The 22859-nt window shown below is 67.5% G+C and carries 20 protein-coding genes and 2 tRNA genes; 11 read left to right on the top strand and 11 right to left on the bottom strand.

What is annotated here, in order from left to right; translation table 11 throughout:
• The 5 genes from K2Y56_RS10290 to K2Y56_RS10270 all read right to left on the bottom strand — a co-directional run bounded on the left by K2Y56_RS10290 (position 1) and on the right by K2Y56_RS10270 (position 6572).
• Positions 1 to 78: transfer RNA gene (locus K2Y56_RS10290), tRNA-Pro, on the bottom strand.
• 68 nt (positions 79 to 146) lie between these two features.
• Positions 147 to 3356 carry a multidrug efflux RND transporter permease subunit gene (locus K2Y56_RS10285; RefSeq protein ID WP_292507268.1) on the bottom strand — a complete coding sequence of 1070 codons (3210 nt, stop codon included), beginning with the start codon at positions 3354 to 3356 and terminating at the stop codon, positions 147 to 149.
• Positions 3357 to 3619: 263 nt separating this feature from the next.
• A complete protein-coding gene (locus K2Y56_RS10280; protein WP_292507285.1) occupies positions 3620 to 4705 on the bottom strand; it encodes an efflux RND transporter periplasmic adaptor subunit in 1086 nt (361 codons plus the stop codon).
• A 151-nt stretch (positions 4706 to 4856) separates the two neighbouring features.
• Positions 4857 to 5180: a rhodanese-like domain-containing protein gene (locus K2Y56_RS10275; protein ID WP_292507267.1), complete on the bottom strand. Its 324-nt coding sequence runs from the start codon at positions 5178 to 5180 to the stop codon at positions 4857 to 4859.
• A 126-nt stretch (positions 5181 to 5306) separates the two neighbouring features.
• A complete protein-coding gene (locus K2Y56_RS10270; protein ID WP_292507266.1) occupies positions 5307 to 6572 on the bottom strand; it encodes a glycosyltransferase family 1 protein in 1266 nt (421 codons plus the stop codon).
• A gap of 198 nt (positions 6573 to 6770) precedes the next feature.
• On the opposite strand from K2Y56_RS10270, the gene K2Y56_RS10265 reads away from it, so the two are divergent.
• Entirely contained in the window at positions 6771 to 7640 is an 870-nt protein-coding gene (locus K2Y56_RS10265; RefSeq protein WP_292507265.1) for an MBL fold metallo-hydrolase, read from the top strand.
• 1 nt (position 7641) lies between these two features.
• Here K2Y56_RS10265 and K2Y56_RS10260 read toward each other — a convergent pair whose 3' ends face one another.
• Positions 7642 to 8343 carry a glutathione binding-like protein gene (locus K2Y56_RS10260; protein WP_292507284.1) on the bottom strand — a complete coding sequence of 234 codons (702 nt, stop codon included), beginning with the start codon at positions 8341 to 8343 and terminating at the stop codon, positions 7642 to 7644.
• Between the two features lie 195 nt (positions 8344 to 8538).
• Between K2Y56_RS10260 and K2Y56_RS10255 the strand changes: the two genes are divergently transcribed.
• From K2Y56_RS10255 to K2Y56_RS10245, 3 genes are all read left to right on the top strand, one after another.
• On the top strand, positions 8539 to 8739 hold the full coding sequence (locus K2Y56_RS10255) for a hypothetical protein (RefSeq protein ID WP_292507264.1): 201 nt from the start codon (positions 8539 to 8541) through the stop codon (positions 8737 to 8739).
• Between the two features lie 81 nt (positions 8740 to 8820).
• Positions 8821 to 8897: transfer RNA gene (locus K2Y56_RS10250), tRNA-Pro, on the top strand.
• A gap of 48 nt (positions 8898 to 8945) precedes the next feature.
• A complete protein-coding gene (locus K2Y56_RS10245) occupies positions 8946 to 9257 on the top strand; it encodes an ETC complex I subunit (RefSeq protein WP_292507263.1) in 312 nt (103 codons plus the stop codon).
• A gap of 25 nt (positions 9258 to 9282) precedes the next feature.
• Here the strand turns inward: K2Y56_RS10245 and K2Y56_RS10240 are convergent, their stop codons facing one another.
• The 3 genes from K2Y56_RS10240 to K2Y56_RS10230 are packed head-to-tail and all read right to left on the bottom strand — an operon-like array spanning position 9283 to position 11622.
• A complete protein-coding gene (locus K2Y56_RS10240; RefSeq protein ID WP_292507262.1) occupies positions 9283 to 9741 on the bottom strand; it encodes a nucleoside deaminase in 459 nt (152 codons plus the stop codon).
• Positions 9742 to 9761: 20 nt separating this feature from the next.
• The gene (locus K2Y56_RS10235; RefSeq protein ID WP_292507261.1) at positions 9762 to 10829 is read right to left on the bottom strand and encodes a spore photoproduct lyase family protein; all 1068 of its coding nucleotides are present in this window, start codon (positions 10827 to 10829) and stop codon (positions 9762 to 9764) included.
• 19 nt (positions 10830 to 10848) lie between these two features.
• Complete coding sequence (locus K2Y56_RS10230; RefSeq protein ID WP_292507260.1) at positions 10849 to 11622, bottom strand: SHOCT domain-containing protein; 774 nt, start codon at positions 11620 to 11622, stop codon at positions 10849 to 10851.
• 217 nt (positions 11623 to 11839) lie between these two features.
• Here K2Y56_RS10230 and glgX point away from each other — a divergent pair, with 217 nt between their 5' ends.
• The 3 genes from glgX (at position 11840) to K2Y56_RS10215 (ending at position 16206) form a co-directional block, all read left to right on the top strand.
• On the top strand, positions 11840 to 14116 hold the full coding sequence (gene glgX, locus K2Y56_RS10225) for a glycogen debranching protein GlgX (protein ID WP_292507259.1): 2277 nt from the start codon (positions 11840 to 11842) through the stop codon (positions 14114 to 14116).
• A gap of 162 nt (positions 14117 to 14278) precedes the next feature.
• Complete coding sequence (locus tag K2Y56_RS10220) at positions 14279 to 15880, top strand: histidine kinase famiy protein (protein WP_292507258.1); 1602 nt, start codon at positions 14279 to 14281, stop codon at positions 15878 to 15880.
• A 26-nt stretch (positions 15881 to 15906) separates the two neighbouring features.
• Positions 15907 to 16206: a plasmid stabilization protein gene (locus tag K2Y56_RS10215; protein ID WP_292507257.1), complete on the top strand. Its 300-nt coding sequence runs from the start codon at positions 15907 to 15909 to the stop codon at positions 16204 to 16206.
• An 8-nt stretch (positions 16207 to 16214) separates the two neighbouring features.
• On the opposite strand, the gene K2Y56_RS10210 is transcribed toward K2Y56_RS10215, so the two are convergent.
• Entirely contained in the window at positions 16215 to 17075 is an 861-nt protein-coding gene (locus tag K2Y56_RS10210; protein ID WP_292507283.1) for a carotenoid 1,2-hydratase, read from the bottom strand.
• Entirely contained in the window at positions 17072 to 18619 is a 1548-nt protein-coding gene (gene crtD / locus K2Y56_RS10205; RefSeq protein ID WP_292507256.1) for a 1-hydroxycarotenoid 3,4-desaturase CrtD, read from the bottom strand. Before crtD ends, K2Y56_RS10210 begins: the two co-directional genes overlap by 4 nt.
• 97 nt (positions 18620 to 18716) lie before the next feature.
• Here crtD and K2Y56_RS10200 point away from each other — a divergent pair, with 97 nt between their 5' ends.
• The 4 genes from K2Y56_RS10200 (at position 18717) to K2Y56_RS10185 (ending at position 22856) form a co-directional block, all read left to right on the top strand.
• Entirely contained in the window at positions 18717 to 19598 is an 882-nt protein-coding gene (locus K2Y56_RS10200; protein WP_292507282.1) for a polyprenyl synthetase family protein, read from the top strand.
• Between the two features lie 93 nt (positions 19599 to 19691).
• Complete coding sequence (locus tag K2Y56_RS10195) at positions 19692 to 20801, top strand: methyltransferase (RefSeq protein WP_292507255.1); 1110 nt, start codon at positions 19692 to 19694, stop codon at positions 20799 to 20801.
• Positions 20802 to 20919: 118 nt separating this feature from the next.
• Positions 20920 to 21858 carry a chlorophyll synthesis pathway protein BchC gene (gene bchC, locus K2Y56_RS10190; protein WP_292507254.1) on the top strand — a complete coding sequence of 313 codons (939 nt, stop codon included), beginning with the start codon at positions 20920 to 20922 and terminating at the stop codon, positions 21856 to 21858.
• Entirely contained in the window at positions 21855 to 22856 is a 1002-nt protein-coding gene (locus K2Y56_RS10185) for a chlorophyllide a reductase iron protein subunit X (RefSeq protein ID WP_292507253.1), read from the top strand. The genes bchC and K2Y56_RS10185 overlap by 4 nt, the downstream gene beginning before the upstream one ends.
• Positions 22857 to 22859 lie beyond the last annotated feature (3 nt).

The raw sequence follows: 22859 nt of genomic DNA, 5'->3' as shown, positions 1-22859 counted from the left end.
TGGTCGGAGCGAGAGGATTCGAACCTCCGACCCCTAGTCCCCCAGACTAGTGCGCTAACCGGGCTGCGCCACGCTCCGACACCCCGAAGGGTCGGCGGGTGATAGCTTTCAAGCTTGCGTGGCGCAACCCTTATCCGACGATGTCCTCACGCCTGTGCCGGCCTGACATGCGGGTCGTGCTTGTCGGGTGTCGTGTCGTGCGGATCCTGGCCGCGCTTTCGCGCGAACCGGATGAGGATCTTGCGGATCACGACGTAGAAGACCGGGGTGAGGAACAGGCCGAACACCGTCGCGCCGATCATGCCGAAGCAGACGGCGGTGCCGAGGGCCTGCCGCATCTCGGCGCCGGGGCCCGTGGCGATGACGAGGGGCACGGTGCCGAGGATGAAGGCGAAGGCCGTCATCAGGATCGGACGCAGGCGCAGACGGCAGGCTTCCACTGCCGCGGCGACAGGTCCCTTCTTCTCGGTCTCCTCGAGCTGGTGAGCGAATTCGACGATGAGGATCGCGTTCTTGGCGGCCAACCCGATCAGCACGATCAGACCGATCTGGGTCAGGATGTTGTTGTCTTGGCCCCGTAGCTGCACAGCGCCGAGGGCCGAGAGGACGCCGGTCGGCACCACGAGGATGATCGCCAAAGGCAGCGCCCAGGATTCGTACTGTGCGGCCAGGACGAGGAACACCAGGAGCACGCCGAGGCCGAAGACAAGGATCGCTGTGTTGCCGGCCGCCTTCTGCTGGAAGGCGATTTCGGTCCAGTCGTAGGCGTATCCCTGCGGCAGGCTCTGGGCGATCTTCTCCATCGCATCGAGGGCCTGGCCAGTGGAGATTCCGGGTTTGGCGTCGCCCTGGATCGGCACCGAGTAGAACAGGTTGAAGCGTTGCACGATCTGCGGGCCGGTGATCTCCCGGATCGAGGCGAGCGTTCCCATCGGCACGAGGGCGCCGGTGGAGGAGCGAACCTTGAGCTGCTCGATGTCGCGCTTCTCCAGGCGGAAGGGGGCATCGGCCTGGGCACGGACCTGGTAGATGCGGCCGAAGGTGTTGAAGTCGTTGACGTAGGCGCCGCCGAGATTGGCCTGCAGCGTCGAGAACACGCTTTGGAGCGGCACGTTCAGCATCCGCGCCGTGGTCCGGTCGATGTCGATGAAGAGCTGCGGGGTGTCGTTGCCGAAGGTGGTGAAGACGCGCTGGACGTCATTGCTCTGGTTGGCCTGGCCCAGCACTTCGTTGACCGCAGCGAGAAGCGGCCCGATCTCCGAACTCTGGCGGCTCTCGATCTGCATCTTGAAGCCGCCGCCGGTGCCTAAGCCCCGGACGGGCGGTGGCGGGATGAAGAGGACGCGGGCCTCCTGGATGCCGGCGGTCGCCTTGAAGACGTCGCCGGTGATGGCGGCGGCGGTTCTACCGGTCGCCGCACGCTCCTTGGCTCCCTTGAGGGTTAGGAACATCACCGCGCCGTTGGTGGTGTTGGTGAAGGTGGCGCCGTCGAAGCCCGAGATGATGACCGCGTTGGCGACGCCGTCGACCTCTTTGGCGAGTGCGGCGGCCCTGCGCACCACCGCTGTCGTGCGCTCCAGGGCCGAGCCTGCGGGCAACTGGACGACGCCGATGAGGTAACCCTGGTCCTGTTGAGGGATGAAGCCCGTCGGCGTCGTCGCCGCGAGGTGCAGGGTCCCGGCGATCACCGCAGCGTAGAGCACGAGCATGCCGAGGACGCCGATCATCTTGCCGGTCAGGAAGCCGATGACGCGGGCATAGCCGTGCGAGAGCTTGTCGAAGCCGCGGTTGAACATGTCGGCGCACCAGGCGACGAACCGCGACAGGAAGAAGGTCGGCTTCTTGTGCTCGTGGTGAGGCTTGAGCAGGATCTTGCAGAGCGCCGGCGACAGCGTCAGCGAATTGAACATCGAGATGATGGTCGAGGCCGCGATCGTCAGCGCGAACTGCTTGTAGAACTGGCCCGAGATGCCCGGGATGAAGGCGGTCGGGATGAACACCGCCGACAGGACGAGGGCGATGGCGATGACGGCCCCGCCGACCTCGTCCATGGTCTTGTGCGCGGCGTCTCCTGGCGAGAGCCCCTCGGCCATGTTGCGCTCGACGTTCTCGACCACGACGATCGCGTCGTCGACGACGATGCCGATGGCGAGGACGAGACCGAACAGGGTCAGGTTGTTGATCGAGAATCCGAGCGCCTGCATCACCGCGAAGGTGCCGATCAGCGAGACCGGAATCGCGATCACCGGGATCAGGGCGGTGCGCCAGCTCTGCAGGAACACCATCACCACGACGACGACCAGTGCGACCGCCTCGAACAGCGTCTTGTAGACCTCGTAGACGGATTCCTCGATGAACTCGGTCGGGTTGTAGGCGATCTTGTATTCGACCCCCGGCGGGAAGTTCTTCTTGATCGTCTCCATGGTCTGGCGGACCTGCTTGGCCGCTTCCAGGGCGTTGGTGCCGGGACGCTGGAACACGCCAACGCCGACCGCAGGCGTCGCGTTCAGGAAGGACTGAGTGGTGTAGAGCTGCTGGCCGAGCTCGACCCGCGCGACGTCCTTGATGCGCACCAGGCGGCCGTCGCTCGCCTTGACGATGACCTCTGTGAACTCCTCCGCCGTCTGGAAGCGGCCCTGCGACTGCACCACGAGCTGGAAGGCATTGTCCTTCGGGGCCGGCGGCGCACCGAGAGCGCCGGACGCGACCTGGACGTTCTGCTCCTGAAGGGCCGAGACGATGTCGCTGGTGGAGAGGCCGTAGGCGGCGAGCTTGTTGGGATCGAGCCAGATCCGGAGCGCATATTCCGAGCCGCCGAACACCGTGATGTCGCCGACCCCGTCGAGGCGCAGGAGCTCGTCGCGGATGCGCAGGTAGATGTAGTTCGAGAGGTAGTTCTGGTCGTAGGAATTGTCGGGCGAGAGCAGGTGCACGACCATCATCAGGTCGGGCGAGGACTTGCGCACGGTCACGCCGAGGTTGCGCACATCCGGCGGCAGGCGCGGCTGGGCGACCGAAAGGCGGTTCTGCGCCAGCACGTTGGCGATATCGAGGTTGGTGCCGACCTTGAAGGTGACGGTGAGCTGCATGGCGCCGTCGTTGGTCGACAGCGAGGTCATGTAGAGCATGTTATCGACGCCGTTCACCTCCTGCTCGATCGGCGTCGCGATCGTCGCGGCGACCGTCTCGGCGTTGGCGCCCGGATAGGAGGCGCGCACCACGACGGTAGGCGGCACGATCTCGGGATATTGCGCCACGGGGAGCGTTTCGTAGGCGACGTAGCCCAGGATCAGGAAGATGATCGACGTCACGGACGCGAAGATCGGCCGATCGACGAAGAAGTGGGCAAAGCGCATCGGTCAGACCTCTCGCCGCTGAATGGCCCGAAGGACCCCGGCGGCAGCGTTTCTTCCTACACAAGTCGCCGTCAGCAGGCCGAGACGCCTCCTTCCGGTGTCCGGGGCCCTGGTCGCCCCGTCATTCACGCCGCCCGTCCCCTCTCCGTGAGATTCCCCCGAATGGGGCCTCGAAGGAGAACTCCAGTATCGTGGGCTGCCTCCTGGGGCGCCTCAGGACAGAATCGCCGGACGGGGCATATCGCAGCGCACCGCCCTTGCCGCTACGTCCGCGCCGGCGGCAGCGTCGTCGCCTCCGCCGCGACCTTGGCGCCGGGTCGGACGCGGGCAAGGCCGTTCACGACGACGTTCTCGTCGCCCTTGAGGCCCGAGCGGATCACACGGTAGCCGTCGACCTTGGGGCCGAGCTGAACGTCTCGCGTCGCAACCGATCCATCCTCGGCCACCACGTAGACGATGCGCTTGTCCTGATTTGCGGAGACCGCCTCGTCGGGCAGAAGAACGCCCTGAGCGGGCTTCGTAGCGGGCAGCGAGACGATGCCGAAGAGGCCCGGCTTGATGAACCCGTCGGGGTTCTCGACGGTGGCGCGCAGGAGAACCGTACCGGTGGCGTTGTCGACCCGGTTGTCGACGAAGTCGAGCAGGCCCTTGCGGGTCGGCTTGGCCTCGTTGGTGAGGGCGATCATGATCGGCGCGGCGTTCTGCTTCTGCGTCGCGCCCATGCCGATCTTGAGGGTGCTCTGGTATTTCAGGAACGAGCGCTCGTCGACCGTGAAGCTGAAATAGATCGGGTCGAGGGAGACGATCGTCGTCAGCATCGTCTGGTCGGTGATGACGATGTTGCCCTCGGTGACGAGACGGCGGCTGATGCGGCCAGAGACCGGAGCCTTCACCTCGGTGAAATCGTAGTTGAGCTGGGCCTGGCGCAGGGCGGCCTCGGCGCTGTCGACATTGGCCTGCGCGGTCTGCGAGGCCTGCCGGCGCTGGTCGGTGACCTGCTCGGAGATATTGCCCGACCGGCTCAAGGTCTGGGCGCGTTCGAGGTCGGTCTGCGAGAAAGTCAGGCCGGCCTTCGCCGAGGTGAGCGCGGCCTGTGCCTGGTCGAGGGCCGCCTTGTAGGGCCGGCGATCGATGATGAAGAGCGTGTCGCCCTTCTTCACGGTGGCGCCGTCCTGGAACAGCACCTTCTCGAGATAGCCTGTGACGCGCGCGCGGACCTCGACGTAATCGACCGCCTCGAAGCGGCCGGTATAGGTGTCGGTTTCGACGATCTCGCGCACGACGGGCTTGGCAGTCGTCACCTTCGGCGGCGGGCCGCCGGGGGCCTGCGCCTGTGCCGAAAGGGGCATCAGGATGGCGAGGCCCACCGTCACGAGACGGAGAATTTGTCGAGGCTTACGCATGTTCGGGTTCCCTGCGCATGCCGAGCTAGTGGTTCGTACCGCGGCACGGGGTGCGCTCGCGCACATGATCAGCCTTTTGTCATTTTGGCGACATTCGTCAGGCATCCACCGGCTCGCCGGCTGACACCCAGTCCTTGAAGCCGCCCCGGTAATGCGCCTCGATCGGGAGGCCGGCTTCCTGGGCAGCGTTGAGGGCGTGGACCGACCGCACGCCCGACATGCAGGAGAAGACCGGGCGTCGGGTGTCGTTGGCGATCAGTTCGGCGAGAGCCTGTGTGTCAAAGGTCGAGAGCGGGTGCGGCACGGCGCCAGGGATGTGACCCGCTTCGAATTCATGCGGCTCGCGCACATCGATGAGCAGGATCTCGTCGTCGGCGAGACCGCGCTTGATGTCGTCGCGATGAAGGTCGATCACGGTCATGGCTGGCCTCTCCCGATATCGGCGGGCCGCGGCCCGAAAGCCTTCGACCGCCACGCTGTACGACGGCAGTCCTTATTCACCGACCATGACATCCGCAAACCATCGCATCTGCAAATCGCGCTCCCCTCACTCGTGAAGCAGCGGCTCCGCGATGGTAAAGTGGTCGCCCCAGGTGGGGGCGGCATAATCCGCGAGGCGAGCCGCCATGGCCGCGCGCAATCCGGATTTCGGGTCGCTCACTGCGAGGATCGTCCGGCGCCAGCCGGCGCCGTCGAGGGGATGAAGGAACTCGGCGAAACCCGCCCCGATCTCGCGATGGACCGGGATGTCCGAGGCGATCACCGGCAGGCGGCAAGCCGCCGCCTCGACCACCGGGATGCCGTAGCCTTCGGCGAAGGACGGCATCAGGAGCGCGGTGGCGCCGCGCAGGAGGTCGGCAAGTCCGGCGGTTGAGAGGCCGCGCACCTCGGTGACATGGTCGGCGACCGCTCGACAACGATCGAGCATGTCGACGACGTTCTCGGCCTCCCAGCCACGGCGCCCGACAAGGACGAGGCGGGGCGTCTGCGGCCCGAGCTCCGCGGCGAGATCGCGCCAGAGATTGAGCAGGAGGAGGTGGTTCTTGCGCGGCTCGATCGTGCCGCAGACCACGAATGTTGGGCGTTCGGGAGCGAAGTGCGTCGGCCCTTCGGCGAAGGACGGCTCAACCCCGAGCGGCGCTACGGCAACCGGCCGCGCCGGCAACGCGCGGTGGGCGAGGTACCCCGAGAAATGCGCCGCGACATCCGCCGAGTTGGCAATGATCTGAGCTCCATGGCGCGCCATCGTCTCCATGCGCACCGCATGACGTTCGGCCTCGCCAGGCCGGCCGTATTCGGGATACGAGATCGGGATCAGGTCGTGGACGAAGAAGACGGTGCGGACGTCCTGTCGGTCGTAGAGCCAGTCGAAGCGCTCGGGTCGGTCGAGGCGCAGATGCGAGGTATGGAGATAGGTCGTGCCCTGCGGCAGCGCCTCGTGCCCGCCCGCCCGCAGAACGCGCAGGGCCGTCTCGACCCGCAGGCGACGCCGGGTGTCCCGAGGGCGCGGGGAAGCCGACGCAATCGCCGGCGCCGGGCCGGTTCCCAGCTTCGCGAGGAGGCCGCGATAGACTGCGTCGCCGGCCGCTTCGAGGGATTCTTCCCAACCCTCCGCCGCCGCGGCGACCACGGAAGCGGCGGCATCCCGGTCGAGGACGCGGGGCCCGAGCGCCGTCGAGACGAGGCCGAAGCGCTCGCCCGGCTGCGCCAACACGTGGCGGGCATAGGCGAGGTCAACCCGGTCGATCCCGCTCGGGCTCGGATGAGCGAGCCGGGTGATCATCCGGGTGAGGTCGACGGCGATGGCGGACATGATCCTCCGGGATCGGTCTGGGCGGTTTGTTGGCGCTGCCGAAACAGGCGCGACGCGCGACGCGACGCGGCGTCGGATATCCTCGGCGAGGCGGTATATCGCGGTTCGCCCGATCCGGCCTATATGCGGATCGGCAGCGCCCGAGGCCATCCGTTCGGCGGTCCTGCAACGGCCCCTTCGCCCGAGAGAGAGCGTCCCTTGTCCCCCGGCTATCTTCCCTTCGCGGGCGCCCTGCAGCTTCCCGCCTATACCTGCGACAATTGCGGCTTCTGGCAGCGCCATTTCGAGGCGCCCGCCTCCTGCCCGATGTGCCTCGATGCCCGCCACGTGGTGCCGCAGGGCGGCTGGCAGTTCTGGAGCGAGCGCGAGGCCCAGGATCGCTTTCCCTGCCATTGGGAGGAGCTGGAGCCGGGGGTCTGGCGGTTCTGGAACGAGCCGGTCTCGGGCATCGGGCCGAGCGCCTACCTGATCGTCACGCCCAATGGGAACATGGGTTTCGAGGCCTGTCCGGTCTTCAGCGAGGCGGCGTTGAAGCACATCGCGGATCTCGGCGGCATGCAGATCCTTTCGGCCTCGCATCCCCATTCCTACGGCGCCCTGGTGCAGCTGCAGGACCGGTTCGATCCCGAACTCTGCCTGCCGGCGGCCGACTTCACATGGAGCGCCGCCCTGCAGGTCTCTTGGCCCTACGACGACGTCCTGGAGCCGCTGCCCGGTCTCGAGCTCCACCGCACCGCCGGCCATTTCGACGGCCACGCGGTGTTGTTCGACCGGGCGCGAAAAATCCTGTTCTGCGGCGACGCGCTCAAGTTCGAGCTCGATCCGGCGGCCCCGCGGAAGGCCCTGACGATCTCGGCGCACAAGGCCTTCGTGCGCGGCGTGCCGCTGACGCGGGGCGAATTGCTGCGCTACCGCGAGGTCTTCTCCGCCCTCGACTTCGCCCAGACCTGGACGCCGTTCGAGCCGGCGGCGAATGTCGGCCGGGCGGAGGTGCTGGCGCTCATCGACGCGATGCTCTCGGCCCGGCCACATGCGGCACCGGTACCGTTGGACGACCTGAGGCGCTAGCTCAGTCGCGCTTGGCCGTCTGCCCGAACATCACCCTCTTGGCGTCCTCGCTCATGGGCTTGCCGAAGTCGGGATTGACCTCCACCGCGCGGGCATAGGCCGCCTTGGTGGCGGGGCGCTCGGCGATCGCCTCGAACCAGCGCTGCAGGTGCGGGAAGTCGCTCAAGGTCTGTCCCTGCTTCTCCCACGGCACGATCCAGGGGTAGGAGGCCATGTCCGCGATGGAATAATCCTCGCCGGCGAGGAAGGCCCTGTCGGCGAGGCGCCGGTCGAGGACGCCGTAGAGGCGGTTCGTCTCGTTGACGTAGCGGTCGATGGCGTAGGGGACCTTCTCCGGCGCGTATTGCGTGAAATGGTGGTTCTGGCCGAGCATCGGCCCGAGGCCGCCCATCTGCCAGAACAGCCATTGCAGCACCTCGGCCCGGCCATGCAGGTCTGCCGGGATGAATTGCCCGGTCTTCTCGGCGAGGTAGAGCAGGATCGCACCGGATTCGAACAGCGTGACCGGCTCCGTTCCCGAGGCCGGGACATGGTCGACGATGGCCGGCATCCGGTTGTTCGGCGCGATCTTGAGGAAGCCCGGAGCGAACTGATCGCCCTTGCCGATATTGACCGGCTTGATCGCGTAGGGGAGGCGGGTCTCCTCCAGGAAGAGCGTCACCTTATGGCCGTTCGGGGTCGGCCAGTAATACAGGTCGATCATCGCCTCGTCCTTCACTTCATCCCGTCGCCAACTCTCGGCGGCGCAGGTGGGGCCAGCGCGTGGCATGGTCAAGCCTGCATCCGATGATTCAAATGCGATCGGATTCGCGCACCCGGACTAAAGGGTTGCCGTGCCATTTCGCCTGAGGTGAGAGAGGCGGCAATGATCAGCGCGGTATCAATTTCGGCCGGAGGCATGGCGGCCGCTTCGCAGCGATACGCGGTCGCGGCGGAGGAGGTCGCGACGATCGGCACGAGCCTGCCCCAGGCGACCCAGATCGATCTCTCCGCCACCGCCGTGCAGCTGATCGAATCGAAGTTCGAAATCGGCCTGAACGCGGCCGTCCTGAAATCCTCCCTCGATACCGAAAAACGGGTTCTCGACATCCTGGTATGAGAGCCAGGCTCATTTGCGCGTGCGAAGGCCGCTTGCCCCCTGGTGGCGAAAACTCTATGCCCCAGAGGCGCGCGAGCGCGTCGGGGTGTAGCGCAGTCTGGTAGCGCATCTGGTTTGGGACCAGAGGGTCGTAGGTTCGAATCCTATCGCCCCGACCATTCGCCGTACGAGGCTGTTCGACCACAGACACGAGGCCGGAATCACCGATGTCGAGCGCGCGCATCTATCAGCCCGCCAAGGACCCCTCGCAGTCCGGGCTCGCCCGCACCAAGCAGTGGATCCTCGAATTCGATCGGACAGAGCCGCGCGAGACCGATCCGTTGATGGGCTGGACGAGCTCAGGCGACATGCTCCAGCAGGTCAAGCTCGAATTCGATACCAGGGAGGATGCGGTCGCCTACGCGACACGGGCCGGCCTCTCCTACAGGGTCGAGGAGCCGCAGAAGCCGGTGATGCGCAAGGGCCTGTCGTATTCCGACAATTTCAAGTTCAACAGGACCGCGCCCTGGACGCATTGAGCGCGTCTGACGGCATCCACGAGCCTCAGGGTTTGCGCGCCCTCCAGGCGGCGTAGGGCTCGGTCGCACCCGGCACGTCGAGATGCGCCAGCCGCATCGGCTGCTCGTCGAGCGGCCGGCACAACTCGGCATAGATCTCGGTGCCGAGGAGTCCGAACCCGGCCGCGGTCGCGGCGGCATTTGCGAAATAGCCCTCGCGGATGCCCGATAGCCGCATCGCGGCATGGCACATCGGGCAGGGCTGACCACTCGCATACATGATGCTGCCGGAGAGATCACGGTCGTTCAGGCGCTGGCTCGCCACCCGGAGCGCCACCATCTCGGCATGGCCCGTGGGATCGTTCGTCGCGTGGATGTTGTTGGCGACGCTCGCCAGGACCTCGCCGTTGCGGACGAGCACGGCGCCATACGGCGAGCCGCCATCTTGGACGTTGTCGGCGGCGAGTCTCACCGCCTCGCGCAGGTAATCCTCATGCGTGCTCATCGGCTGTTCTCCCAAGATGGTCAGAAAGCGTAGCGCACCCGGCAATAGGGGATGCGCTCGGCCATGAGGTCCTTGAAGCGGGCGATCCAGCGTCCCTTCCACGGGCTCCGGTAGCGCAGGTTGGCCCCGCCGCCCTCGGAGATCTTGGCCTCCTGGATGTCGGGGCGCCAGAGCAGATCCTCGGCCTTGGGGTGCCAGCCGAGATTGACCGCGTGGAGATCGGCATTGTGCGTCAGCATGATGATCTCGGCCTTGAGCTGAGCCTTGGCGGCCGGGCCGATCCCCGCGTCGAGGGCCTCGAACAGGTCTCGCCAATCCGCCTCCCAGCCCTCGTAGAGGATGACAGGCGAGAAATTGACGTGGACCTCGTAGCCGGCCGCCACGAAATCGTCGATCGCGGCGATCCGCTCGGCGATCGGCGAGGTCCGCACGTCGACGATCCGGGCGATCCGCTCGGGCATGAGCGAGAAGCGGATCCGGGTGCTGCCCCGCGGCTCGTAGGCGAGGAGGTCGCGGTTCACCGCCTTGGTGGCGAAGCTTGCCTTGGCGTTGGGAATGTCGCGGAACAGGGCGACGAGGTCGCGCACGGTACCGCTCACCATCGCGTCCACCGAGAGGTCGCCGTTCTCGCCGATATCGTAGACCCAGCGCGCCTCGTCGATGGTGTCGGGCTCCGGCAGGGCGCCCTGCTTGGCGGCATGGCGGCGGATCGCCTGCCCGATCGCCTCGACATTGACGAAGACCGAGATCGGGTTGGCGAACCCCTTGCGCCGCGGCACGTAGCAATAGGCGCAGGCCATGGCGCAGCCATTGGAGGTCGAGGGCGCGATGAAATGGGCGCTGCGTCCGTTGCGCCGCATCGTCAGCCCCTTCTTCACCCCGAGCACCAGGGTCGAGCGCTTGATCCGCACCCAATCCTCCACCGAGCCCTCGTTGCCGTGGAGACTCGGGATGTTCCAATGCGAGGGAACCTCGATGCGCCTGGCGTCGGGGAACCGATCGAGGATCTCGCGGCCGCGGGCGAAGTCCGGAACCGCCGGCTCGTGATAGATCGTGCCGATGTCGATGAGGTCGCGCGGGAGTGCCATGGTGAGCCGGCCCGCGCCCTCAGAGCCGGGCCAGGAGTTCCGCCTTCTTGGCCGCGAACTCGGCATCGGTGAGGACGCCCTTGCCGTGCAACTCGGCGACCTTCTCCAGCGTCGCGAGGACCTCGGAGGCCGTGCTCCGGGTGCTCGCCGAAACGGGCGCCGGGGAGGCGGCCGGCGGCCTCTGGGTCTCGGCCGGCCGCAGTTGGGAGGCCGCCTCCGGCTGCCAGGGTGCCGGCTCATGAGGAGCGGGAGGCACGTCTTGACCGTCGTCGACGCGCTTCAACTGGTCGAGGTCGACGCTGCCGCCGCGGCCGCTGAAACGCAGAGACTGGCTTCCGCCCTGCTGCTGCGACACGCCGCTGATGTCGTATTCGCCGGTATCGTACAGGGCGAGCACGTCCCCGGACTCGATGGCGAGCCGCCGGCTCTGCGGAAAATAAGCGTAGCGCAGGCCGTTCTGCGCGCCCGAGGTCGCGGGACGGCCGAGCCCGTCCGGCCACCAGCCGCCTGAGGACACGCTCGACCAGCCACCCGGGGGCAGCGAGCCGGCGAGTTCGGAGCAGAGCGCGGCGACACGGTTCTTGAGGTTCTGGTCGAACATCTGGCCGATCATGATCATGCCGCCGGCGGACCACTGTCCGAAGCCGCCGAGATCGGGATGGTTGAACTGCGCCATTGTGCCGTTTCCAGCTTCAAGTGCCTGGAGAAGATGGCGAACGGCGTCGAGGCCGACACCATGGCGATCGGCCACCGCCTGGAGGCCGTCGCCCGTCTCCAAATCCCGATCGGTCATGGCTTTCCCCTCGCAGCACCGACGATACCGACACTGAGCGTCGGTCGGCCTTTCTCGAAGAACTGGACGAAAGCGGAGAGCCTCGCAATCGGCACGATGCGCCGCAGCAAAAATTTCCCGGCCTCGCGGGAGCTTAAGCGGAAACGGCCGCGTTCACGTCGCGATCAGGCAATCCGTTCCGCGCCTACGGCGGGGCGGTGCCACCCCCGGAGCAATCATGGCCGACGATTCGACGTTTCAGGCAGGCCCCTTCTCTCAGGGACGCGCACCCCAATCGCGCATCCGCGAGGGTTCGCCCTATCCCCTCGGCGCCAACTGGGACGGGCTCGGCGTGAACTTCGCGCTGTTCTCGGCACATGCCACCAAGGTGGAACTGTGCCTGTTCGACGATGCGGGCGAGCGCGAGATCGAGCGGATCGAGCTGCCCGAATACACCGACGAGATCTGGCACGGCTATCTGCCCGATGCCCGGCCGGGGACGATCTATGGCTACCGCGTGCACGGGCCCTACGAGCCCAAGGCTGGCCACCGCTTCAACCATAACAAGCTGCTGATCGATCCCTACGCAAAGGGCCTCGTCGGCTCCATCACGTGGCATCCGGCCCTTTTCGGCTACCAGATGGAGAGCGGCGACGACCTGACGTTCGACGAGCGCGATTCGGCGCCGTTCACCCGTCGCAGCCGCGTCATCGATCCGGCCTTCACATGGGGCCGCGACCGCAAGCCGAACGTGTCGTGGGAGAAGACGGTCCTCTATGAGACTCACGTCAAGGGATTCACCAAGACCCATCCGCTGGTGCCCGAGCGGCTGCGCGGGACCTATGCGGGCCTCAGCAACCCGGCGGTGCTCGACTACATCAAGAGCCTCGGGGTGACCTCCGTCGAGTTGCTGCCCGTCCATGCCTTCGTGCAGGACGATTACCTTCAGGAGAAAGGCCTCGTTAACTACTGGGGCTACAACACGATCTCGTTCTTCACACCGGCCCGGCGCTACGCCGCCGTGCCGGATTTCGCCTTTTCCGAGTTCAAGGAGATGGTGGCCCGCATGCACGGCGCCGGCCTCGAGGTGATCCTCGACGTCGTCTACAATCACACGGCGGAGGGCAACGAGAAGGGGCCGACCCTCTCGTTCAAGGGCGTCGACAACGCCTCCTATTACCGGCTCCTGCCGGGCCAGGAGCAGTTCTACATCAACGACACCGGCACGGGTAATACCCTCAACCTGTCGCATCCGCGCGTATTGCAGCTCGTGACCGACTCCTTGCGCTATTGGGCCACCGAGATGCGGGTCGACGGTTTCCGCTTCGATCTCGCCACCATCCTGGGACGCGAGCCGCACGGCTTCGACGAGGGCGGCGGCTTCCTCGATACCTGCCTGCAGGACCCGGTACTGAACGGGGTCAAGCTCATCGCCGAGCCTTGGGATTGCGGTCCTGGCGGTTATCAGGTCGGTGGTTTCCCCCCGGGCTGGGCCGAGTGGAACGACCGTTTTCGCGACGACGTGCGCGGCTATTGGCGCGGCGACGAGGGACTTCTTCCGGCTCTCGCCTCCCGCATCACAGGCTCGGCCGACAAGTTCAACAAGCGCGGCCGCAAGCCGTGGGCATCCGTGAACTTCCTCACTGCCCATGACGGGTTCACGCTCGCCGACACGGTCTCCTACAACGAGAAGCACAACGAGGCGAACGGCGAGGGCAATCGCGACGGGCACTCGCACAATCTCTCGATGAACTATGGCGTCGAGGGGCAGACGGACGATCCCGAGATCAAGGCCGTGCGCCAGCGCCAGATGCGCAACATGCTGGCAACCTTGTTCCTGTCGCGCGGCACGCCGATGCTGCTTGCCGGCGACGAGTTCGCCCGCAGCCAGGGCGGCAACAACAACGCCTATTGCCAGGACAACGAGGTGTCCTGGGTGAACTGGGAGGCAATCGGAGCCAGCGAGCGCGATCTTGCCGCGTTCACGCAGCGCCTCATGCACCTGCGCTCGGCCCTGCCGATCTTGACGCGCGGCCGCTTCCTCACGGCGGCCTACGACGATGATCTCGGGGTCAAGGACGTGACGTGGCTTCGCCCCGACGGGGAGGAGATGACGACGGAGAACTGGACGCAGGGGGACGCGCGTTCGATGGCGGTCCTCCTCGACGGGCGCGCCCAGGCCACAGGCATCCACCGCCGCGGCGGCGACGCCACCCTGCTTCTGCTCTACAACGCCTATCACGACATGGTGTCGTTCACCCTGCCCGAATCGGTCGGAGGCGAGGCCTGGACCCGCCTCATCGATACCAATCTGTCCGACAGCCAGGAGGCGGCGCATGTGGGAATCGGAGAAACCTACGACGTGACCGGCCGCTCGATGCTGATGTTCGTCCTCAAGCCGAAGGAGGCGAAGGGCGAGGTCGCAACGGACATGGTGCGCTCGTACCATCACGTGATGCAGGCCTTCGAGCGAGCCAACATCGACGCGGTCCGCTTCGAGCCACCGACGGATTGAGGAGCCTGACTGAGCTGCAAGACAGCAGCCGGCTCAAGCTCCGACGGCAGCGGGCCTCGACATCGCGGCGGTGATCACCATCTCCCTGGGGAGCAAATTCCCCGGGGACGATCCCAGCGAAGCGATGGCAGCAGCCGGCCCGTCATGAACGATAGAGTTGGAATGCCCCTGTCCGGTGCTTCCCCACGGGTCGAGACGGGGGCGTCGTCCGAAGTCCGCAACCATCACAGCGACATCTTCTTCGCCGCCGTCGAGGCGACGCGGATGCCGATGATCGTCACCGACCCACGGCAGCCCGACAACCCGATCCTGTTCGCGAACAAAGCCTTCATCACGATGACGGGTTACGCGCCCGAGGAGCTCGTCGGGCGCAATTGCCGATTCCTTCAGGGCCCGGAGACCGACGAAACGACGGTTGCGGAGATACGCCGCGCCGTCGCGGAACGTCGGGAACTCGCCACCGAGATCCTGAACTACCGGAAAGATGGTTCGACCTTCTGGAACGCGCTGTTCATCGCGCCGGTCTATAATGCCAAGAACGAGCTGGTGTACTTCTTCGGGTCTCAGCTTGACGTGTCGCGCCGCCGCGATGCCGAGAACGCCCTGGTCCAGGCCCAGAAGATGGAAGCGGTCGGCCAGCTCACCGGCGGCATCGCGCACGACTTCAACAACCTGCTTCAAGTCATTGTCGGCTATGTCGACATTCTCGCCGCCGCCCTCGGTCAGCCAGACCCGGACCGCAGCCGCATGGGTCGAGCCACCGAGAACATCCGAGTCGCGGCCGAGCGGGCGACGAGCCTGACCCGACAGTTGCTCGCTTTCGCAAGCAAGCAGCGGCTCGAGGGACGCTCGGTCAACCTCAACAATTTGGTCCAGGACATGGTCGACCTCGCCGGCCGGACCTTGGGTCCGGGAATCTCCGTCGACCTCGCTCTGACGCCCGACCTCTCGACCTGCCGAGTCGATCCGACCCAGATGGAGGCGGCGCTCATCAACATCCTGATCAACGCCCGCGATGCGATGCCTCATGGCGGCCGCGTCACGATCACCACGGACAATCACGCGGTCGAGAAGGAAGGACGGGAATCGTCCGGGTTGGAGGCGGGCCGCTATGTCAGCGTCTCGGTGAAGGACGGGGGCTCGGGAATTGCGCCGGAGGTGCTGACCCGCGTGATGGACCCGTTCTTCACCACCAAGGAGGATGGGCAGGGCACGGGCCTTGGCCTCTCCATGGTCTACGGCTTCGCCAAGCAATCAGGCGGCAGCGTGCAGATCGAATCGGTCCTCGGAGAGGGCACGACGGTGCGCCTGTCCTTTCCCGCCGACGAGCGCCAGGAGCGGCCGTTGGTACGGCCCGTACCGAGCCCCGTCGAGCAGCAGGGCACGGAGACCGTCCTCATCGTCGACGACCGAGAGGATGTCGGCGAACTTGCCCGCACCATCCTGCGCGATTTCGGCTACACGACGCTGATCGCCCGAGACGGCCGCGAAGCCCTCGAGATCATCGACCAGACCGAGACGGTGAATCTTCTCTTCACAGACCTGATCATGCCCGGCGGCATGAACGGCGTCGTGCTGGCGCGGGAAGCCCGCAAGCGCAGGCCGCAGATCAAGGTTCTGCTCACCACCGGTTATGCGGAAGCCAGTTACGAACGAACTGACGCCGGGGCTTCGGAGTTCGATATCCTGAACAAACCCTACCGCCGCATCGACCTGATCCGACGGGTCCGCGCCGTCCTCGACGGGCCGACCGGCATCGATTGAAGCGGCGGGCCACGATGGAGCCGGCAATGCCACAGGGCGACAAGAGGAAATACACCGACAAGCAGATCCGCAAGGCCGAGCATATCGCCGATTCCTATGAATCGCGCGGCGTACCCGAGAAGGAGGCCGAGGCGCGGGCCTGGGCGACCGTCAACAAGGACGATGGCGGCGGCAAGAAGCCCGGCGGGTCGGGGCGGGCCAAGGCCACCGGTCATCCAGCTGCCCGCCGCGGAGGCACTGCCTCAGCCGGCCGGACCGCCGAGCAGCGCTCGGCCTCGGCCAAGAAGGCGGCAGAGACGCGCAAGCGCAATGCCGCGAAGGGGTAGTCAGCTCATCACCCGAGCGGACGCGGCATCCGGAACGGCAGCATCAGGCGCACCAGCGGATTCATGAACCGGTCGAGGGACAAGCTCTCGTGGACCGGCTTCACCGCCTTGCCGCACAGGGTCGAGGCGAGGAGCGAGCGGGCGTAGAACGGCGTATCCTCGAAGGTCCGCACCACTTCGGCGCGGCCGTCGTCGCTGCGGGTGGAGCGCGGCATGCGCCAGAATCCGGTCTTGGGTAGGCCGGCGGGGGAGGGCGGTTCGATCTCACGGGCGCTGCCGTCGGCGTCGAATCGCAGCGTCAGGTCCTGCGTGCTGCCGTCGCGGCGCACGACATCGTAGAGGATCGCCGCGCCCGGCTTCAGGTCGGCCCTGCACCAGGTCCACCGCGAAAATCCGTCTTCCAGGGGCTCGTCGCCGTGATTGGTGTCGAAATAGGCCGTACCCGACCAGGAGACGCCCGGCTCGGTCAGGTTCACCTCGACGGGAGAGGCGGGTGCCATCGGCCACCAGCGATGGCGTCCTCTCGCATCGAGGGTCTGAGGTGCCTGGGTGATGCCCGGCGGGTGGACCCGCACCGTGCCGCGCACCCGTGACGGGATAGGCGCCGTGACCTCGTCGAGGCGGATCGTCAGGCTGGTGCCGTCCCATTCGAGGCCGCTCGGGCCGATCTGGATGGTGCGGGCGTCCCGCGACAGGGATCGCTCGCCCCGTTCGGTCATGCAGAAGGCGTTGGAGCGGTCGCCGTAGAGGACGACGTTCACGGAACAATGGGCGAAGGGGTTCCGGCTGCGATCCCAGGCGTAATAGGGCGAGAACACGCTGCCGATGAAGGCGATGATGGTCAGCCCCTGGCGGCCGTCGTCGCTCAGGGCGTCGACATACCACCAGACATAGCCGCCCGGACCGACCGGGGTGTCGAAGCGCGGCGTGAGCCGTGATCGGCCATTAGGCTCTCCGCCGCCAGCCGGCCCGACTGCGCCGCCATTGGCACCCCCGGCCCCGGATGGACGCTCCCGCCCGCCAGATACAGCCCCTGCAGCCGCGTCCGCGATCCCGGCCGCTTGAACGACGCCATCCAGCCGTGAGAGGCCCGGCCGTACAGCGCTCCCCCCGTCGCCGGGAACAGGCCCGCGAAGCCCGCCGGGTCCGTCGTCACGCTGCCCGGCTCCTCGGCCAGCGTCAGGCCAGAGGCTTCGAGCCGCTGCCGCATCGTGGTCTCGCATATCCGCAACTCCGAAGGATCGAGGGGACGATCGCCGATGGCCGGCGCGTTGACGAGGCAGAGCAGGCGCTCGGAACCGCCCGTGGAGGGCACCGGTTCGTCGCCGCGGTCCTGGGCGCAGACATAGACCGTCGGGTCCGCGGGCAGGCGCCGGTGCCGGCGCAGATCCGCGAATTCGGCGGCGTAGTCGCGCGAGAAGAAGACGGTGTGCCGCAGAAGCGGGAAGCCCTCGGCCCGCGCGACCATGCAGGTCGTGACCGCGGACAGGGAGCGTTCTGCCGGGGCGAGGCGCTGCGTCACCCGCGCCGCCTCGGGGCCGAACAGGCCGGCGCCGAGCGCGCCGACATCGGCATTGGCGACCACCGCATCGGCGGCGATGCGCTCGCCGTTCGCGAGCTCGACGCCCGCGACGGCGCCGCCCTCGACGATGATCCGTTCGACCTCGGCGCAGTAGCGGAATCGGGCGCCGCGCGCCTCGGCGAGCTCGGCACAGGCCCCCGCGAGCCGGCTCAAGCCACCCTCGATCGACCAGACGCCCTCGGCCTCCACATGGGCGACGAGCATCAGCGTCGCCGGAGCCTCGAAGGGCGAGGCGCCGCAATAGGTGGCGTAGCGCCCGAAGAGCTGGCGCAGGCGCGGATCGCCGAAATACTCGCCGAGCGCTCCCCACAGGGTGGCGAAGGGCTGGATGCGCCAGAGGTCGCCAAGGCCCGAGAACCCGACACGGCGGGCAAGCTCCACCGGGCTGGGCCTAGCGCCGCGGATGAACGGCCCTTCGAGCGTGCGGTAGACCTCCGCCGCGCGCGCGCTGAACCGCCGAAATCCATCCGCCTCGCGGGGGCCGGCAAAGGCGCGCACCGCCTCCACCGAGGCCTCGTGATCGGCAAAGAGGTCGAGCTGCTCGCCCGGATCCCAGGCATGGCGGGCGAGGACCCGAGCGGGGGTGAGGGCGACGCTCGCCTCGAGATCGGCCCCGCATTCGGAGAAGAGCTCGTCGAAGACCCACCGCATCGTGAAGACCGTGGGCCCGGCCTCGACGGTGCGCCCGGCGGCCGAGACGCTGCGCATCTTGCCGCCGGGCCTTGCCCCCCGCTCGAGCACGGTGACGTCGAGCCCCGCATGGGCGAGGCGCAGGGCGGCTGCCAGCCCCCCGATACCCGCTCCGATCACCACGACCTTGCGATCCGTCACCGCCGCTACGCTCCCCTCGCGAAAACCTCGCTTGACGAGTGTCAATCTAATCTGACACTTTTGAATGACAACCACAAACGACATGGGAGTCGCCGGGATGGACGCCAGCAGACGCATCGAGACGGCTCTCGACAATGCCGTGGCCCATGCCGAGGCGCCCGGCGCTCCGCCGCGCCTTGCCGAGGCGATCCGCTACGCCGTGTTCCCGGGCGGCCACCGTATCCGGCCGCGGCTCTGCCTCTCGGTGGCTCGCGCCTGCGGCGACGACGATCCGGCAGCGGCGGATGCGGCTGCGGCGGCGATCGAGCTCCTGCACTGCGCCTCCCTCGTCCATGACGACCTGCCCTGTTTCGACGACGCGCCCATGCGGCGGCAGAAGCCTTCGGTCCATGCCGCCTACGGCGTGCCGCTGGCGGTGCTCACCGGCGACGCCCTGATCGTCGCCGCCTTCGAGACCCTGGCGCGGGGTGCGGCCTGCCATCCCCAGCGCCTCGCCGCCCTTGTCGGACTGGTCGCGAGGGCGGTCGGCTCACCGGCCGGCATCGTCGCCGGACAGGCCTGGGAATCGGAACTCACCGTCGGCCTCACCGAGTACCAGCAGGCCAAGACCGGCGCCCTGTTCGCCGCCGCGACAGTCGCGGGAGCCGCCGCCGCCGGTGCGCCGCCCTTGCCCTGGCGGCTGCTCGGCGAGTGCCTCGGCGAGGCCTATCAGGTCGCCGACGACCTCAGCGACGTCGCCTGCAGGCAGGAAGAGATCGGCAAGCCCGTCGGCCGCGACGCCACCCTCGGACGCCCCAACGCCGCGGCGCTACTCGGAATCGGCGGAGCGATGGCTCGCCTCAAGCACCTCGTCCGCGAGGCGATCGAGGTGATCCCGCCCTGCCCGGGGGCGGAGGTCCTGCGCGCCGAGATCGTGGCGCAGACCCGCCTGTTCCTCCCCGCGAGCCTCGCGGCCGAACCGCTGCACGCGATGGCTTGAGCGGCAGCCCGGTCGGTGCCCGCCGAATCACTCGTGCCCAAGGCATGGAACCTCGACGCTTCCTCACCGGAGGATGATGGGAAAGCGGCCCCCGTGTCCTGGCGCGAGCGTTGGCTCGCCTTCCGTAACCGAACGATCGCCAAGCCGGGGTTCCAGCGCTGGGCCGCCGGCTTCCCGCTGACCCGACGCACCGCCCGGCGCAACACCCGCGCGCTGTTCGATCTCTGCGCCGGCTTCGTCTATTCGCAGACCCTGTTCGCCTGCGTCCGCCTCGACCTTTTCGCGATGCTCGAGAACGGGCCGCGTTCCGTCGACTGGCTTGCCGAGCGCCTCTCGCTCCCGCCGGAGCGCGCCCTGCGCCTCCTCAAGGCGGCGGCCTCCCTCGATCTCCTGACCCGCCTTCCGGACGGCCGCTTCGCGCTCGCCGATCTCGGCGCCGCGATGATCGGCAACCCGGCCATCGCCGCGATGGTCGAGCACCATGCCATGCTCTACGAGGACCTTTCCGATCCGGTGGCGCTCCTGCGCGGCGAGTCCGGGCCGACCCGTCTGTCGACCTACTGGCCCTATGCCGCCGAGGCGAAGCTCGGGAGCATGGGGGCCGAATCGGTCGCGCCCTATGGCGGCCTGATGGCGGCGTCGCAGGCCCTGATCGCGACCGACATTCTCGACGCCTATCCGATCCATCGTCATGCCCGGCTGATGGATGTCGGGGGCGGAGAGGGGGCTTTCCTGAGCGCCGCCGCTCTCTCGGCGCCGGACATCGCCCTGACCCTGTTCGATCTGCCTGCCGTCGCGGAACGGGCCCGGGCCCGCCTGGCAGCGGACGGATTGATGGAGCGGGCGAGGACTGCCGGCGGCAGCTTCCGGCATGACCCGCTTCCCACCGGCGCCGACCTGATCTCGCTCGTGCGCGTGGTCCACGACCACGACGACGACACCGTCCGCCTGCTCCTACGCAAGGTCTACGAAGCCCTGTCCGGGGGAGGCACCCTCCTTCTCGCCGAGCCGATGGCCGAGACGCCCGGAGCGGCGCCGATCGCCGACGCCTATTTCGGCTTCTACCTGCTCGCCATGGGAAGCGGACGCTGCCGCAGTCCAGCCGAGCTGCGTGCGCTCCTCAACGAGGCTGGGTTCGTCGGAACGTGTGAGGTCGCGACACGCCGGCCGCTCCTCACTCGGCTGCTCGTCACCCACAAGTGACAAGCTGAGTTGACACTCCAGGCGTAAATAAGGGTTGACGTCTGTTAGTGTCTATCTAGGATGACATTTACAGCCGGTCCGAATGGATGGCGCCACAAGAAGAAAGGAGGACGATCCGATGCATTCCCGCGCCGTCGTCCTCGAACAGCCCGAGCACCTCTCCCTCGCCGACCTCGCCCTCGATGCGCCGGGCCACGACGACGCCGTCGTCGCCGTGCGCTGGAGCGGGATCAGCACCGGCACGGAGCGTCTGCTCTGGTCGGGCCGGATGCCGCCTTTCCCGGGCATGGGCTATCCCCTGGTCCCCGGCTACGAATCGGTTGGCGAGGTCGTCGAGGCCGGCGCCACCTCCGGTCTCTCGATCGGACAGACGGTCTTCGTTCCCGGCGCCCGCTGCTTCGGCCCCGTGAAGGGCCTCTTCGGCGGCGCCGCCTCGCATCTCGTCAGTGCCGGCAGCCGATTGGTCCCGATCGATTCGGGCCTCGGTGAGAGCGGCATCCTGATCGCCCTCGCCGCCACAGCCTACCACGCCCTCCATGGCGTCGTTCCGGGCGCTCGCTCGCTGATCGTCGGCCACGGGGTGCTGGGTCGGCTGCTCGCCCGCCTCACCGCCATTGCCGGCGGCGAGCCGGTGGTCTGGGAGACCAACCCGGTCCGCGCGATGGGCGAATACGGCTACGCCGTCATCGATCCCTCCACCGACGAGCGCCGCGACTACGCCACCATCACGGATGTGAGCGGCGATGCGGGCCTGCTCGACACCTTGATCGGACGACTGGCGCCAGACGGCGAGATCGTGCTCGCCGGCTTCTACGAGGCGCCGCTCTCCTTCGCCTTCCCGCCGGCCTTCATGCGCGAGGCCCGGATCCGGATCGCCGCGCAATGGCGGCCGGAGGACCTGGCCGCCGTCACGGCGCTGGTCGCCTCCGGCCAGCTCGGCCTCGACGGCCTGATCACCCACCGTTCGGCTGCCGAGGATGCGCCGGATGCCTACCGCACGGCCTTCGGCGATGCGGCATGCCTCAAGATGATCCTCGATTGGAGAACCCGTTCATGAACATTCCGCTGAACGGAGCCGCCCTCAAGGGCGCCGAAGCGCTTCGGGCCGAAGCCGCGATCGAGCCGGATCCGGTGTCGACCAAGGCCACCAAGGAAACGCAGATCATCGCGATCTACGGCAAGGGCGGCATCGGCAAGTCGTTCACCCTGGCGAACCTCAGCTACATGATGGCCCAGCAGGGCAAGAAGGTCCTGCTCATCGGCTGCGACCCGAAGAGCGACACCACCTCGCTCCTGTTCGGCGGCCGCGCCTGCCCCACGATCATCGAGACCTCGACGAAGAAGAAGCTCGCCGGCGAGCAGGTCGCCATCGGCGACGTCTGCTTCAAGCGTGACGGCGTCTACGCGATGGAACTCGGCGGCCCCGAGGTCGGCCGCGGCTGCGGCGGTCGCGGCATCATCCACGGCTTCGAACTCCTCGAGAAGCTCGGCTTCCACGAATGGGGCTTCGACTACGTGCTCCTCGACTTCCTCGGCGACGTGGTCTGCGGCGGCTTCGGCCTGCCGATCGCCCGGGACATGTGCCAGAAGGTCATCGTCGTCGGCTCGAACGACCTCCAGTCGCTCTATGTCGCCAACAACGTCTGCTCGGCGGTGGAGTATTTCCGCAAGCTCGGGGGCAATGTCGGCGTCGGCGGTCTCGTCATCAACAAGGACGACGGCACCGGCGAGGCCCAGGCCTTCGCCGAGGCCGTCGGCATCCCGGTCCTGGCCTCGATCCCGGCCGACGACGACATCCGCAAGAAGAGCGCGAATTACGAGATCATCGGCCGGCCCGAGAGCCGCTGGGGCTCGCTCTTCGCCGACCTCGCGCAGAACGTCCACGATGCGGCGGCCAACCACCCGACCCCCCTGAGCCAGGACGGACTGCTCGGCCTGTTCAAGGGCGAGGCCGTGGGCCGCGGCGTCACGCTCGTGCCAGCCACGTTCGAGGATATGTGCGGCACGGCGCAGGTCGTGAAACCGTCCCTCGAAGTCGTCTACGACGAGGTCTGACGC

It is taken from the genome of Methylobacterium sp. (assembly GCF_019745455.1).
GTDB lineage: Bacteria > Pseudomonadota > Alphaproteobacteria > Rhizobiales > Beijerinckiaceae > Methylobacterium.
This window is presented reverse-complemented; position numbering and strand designations above follow the sequence as displayed.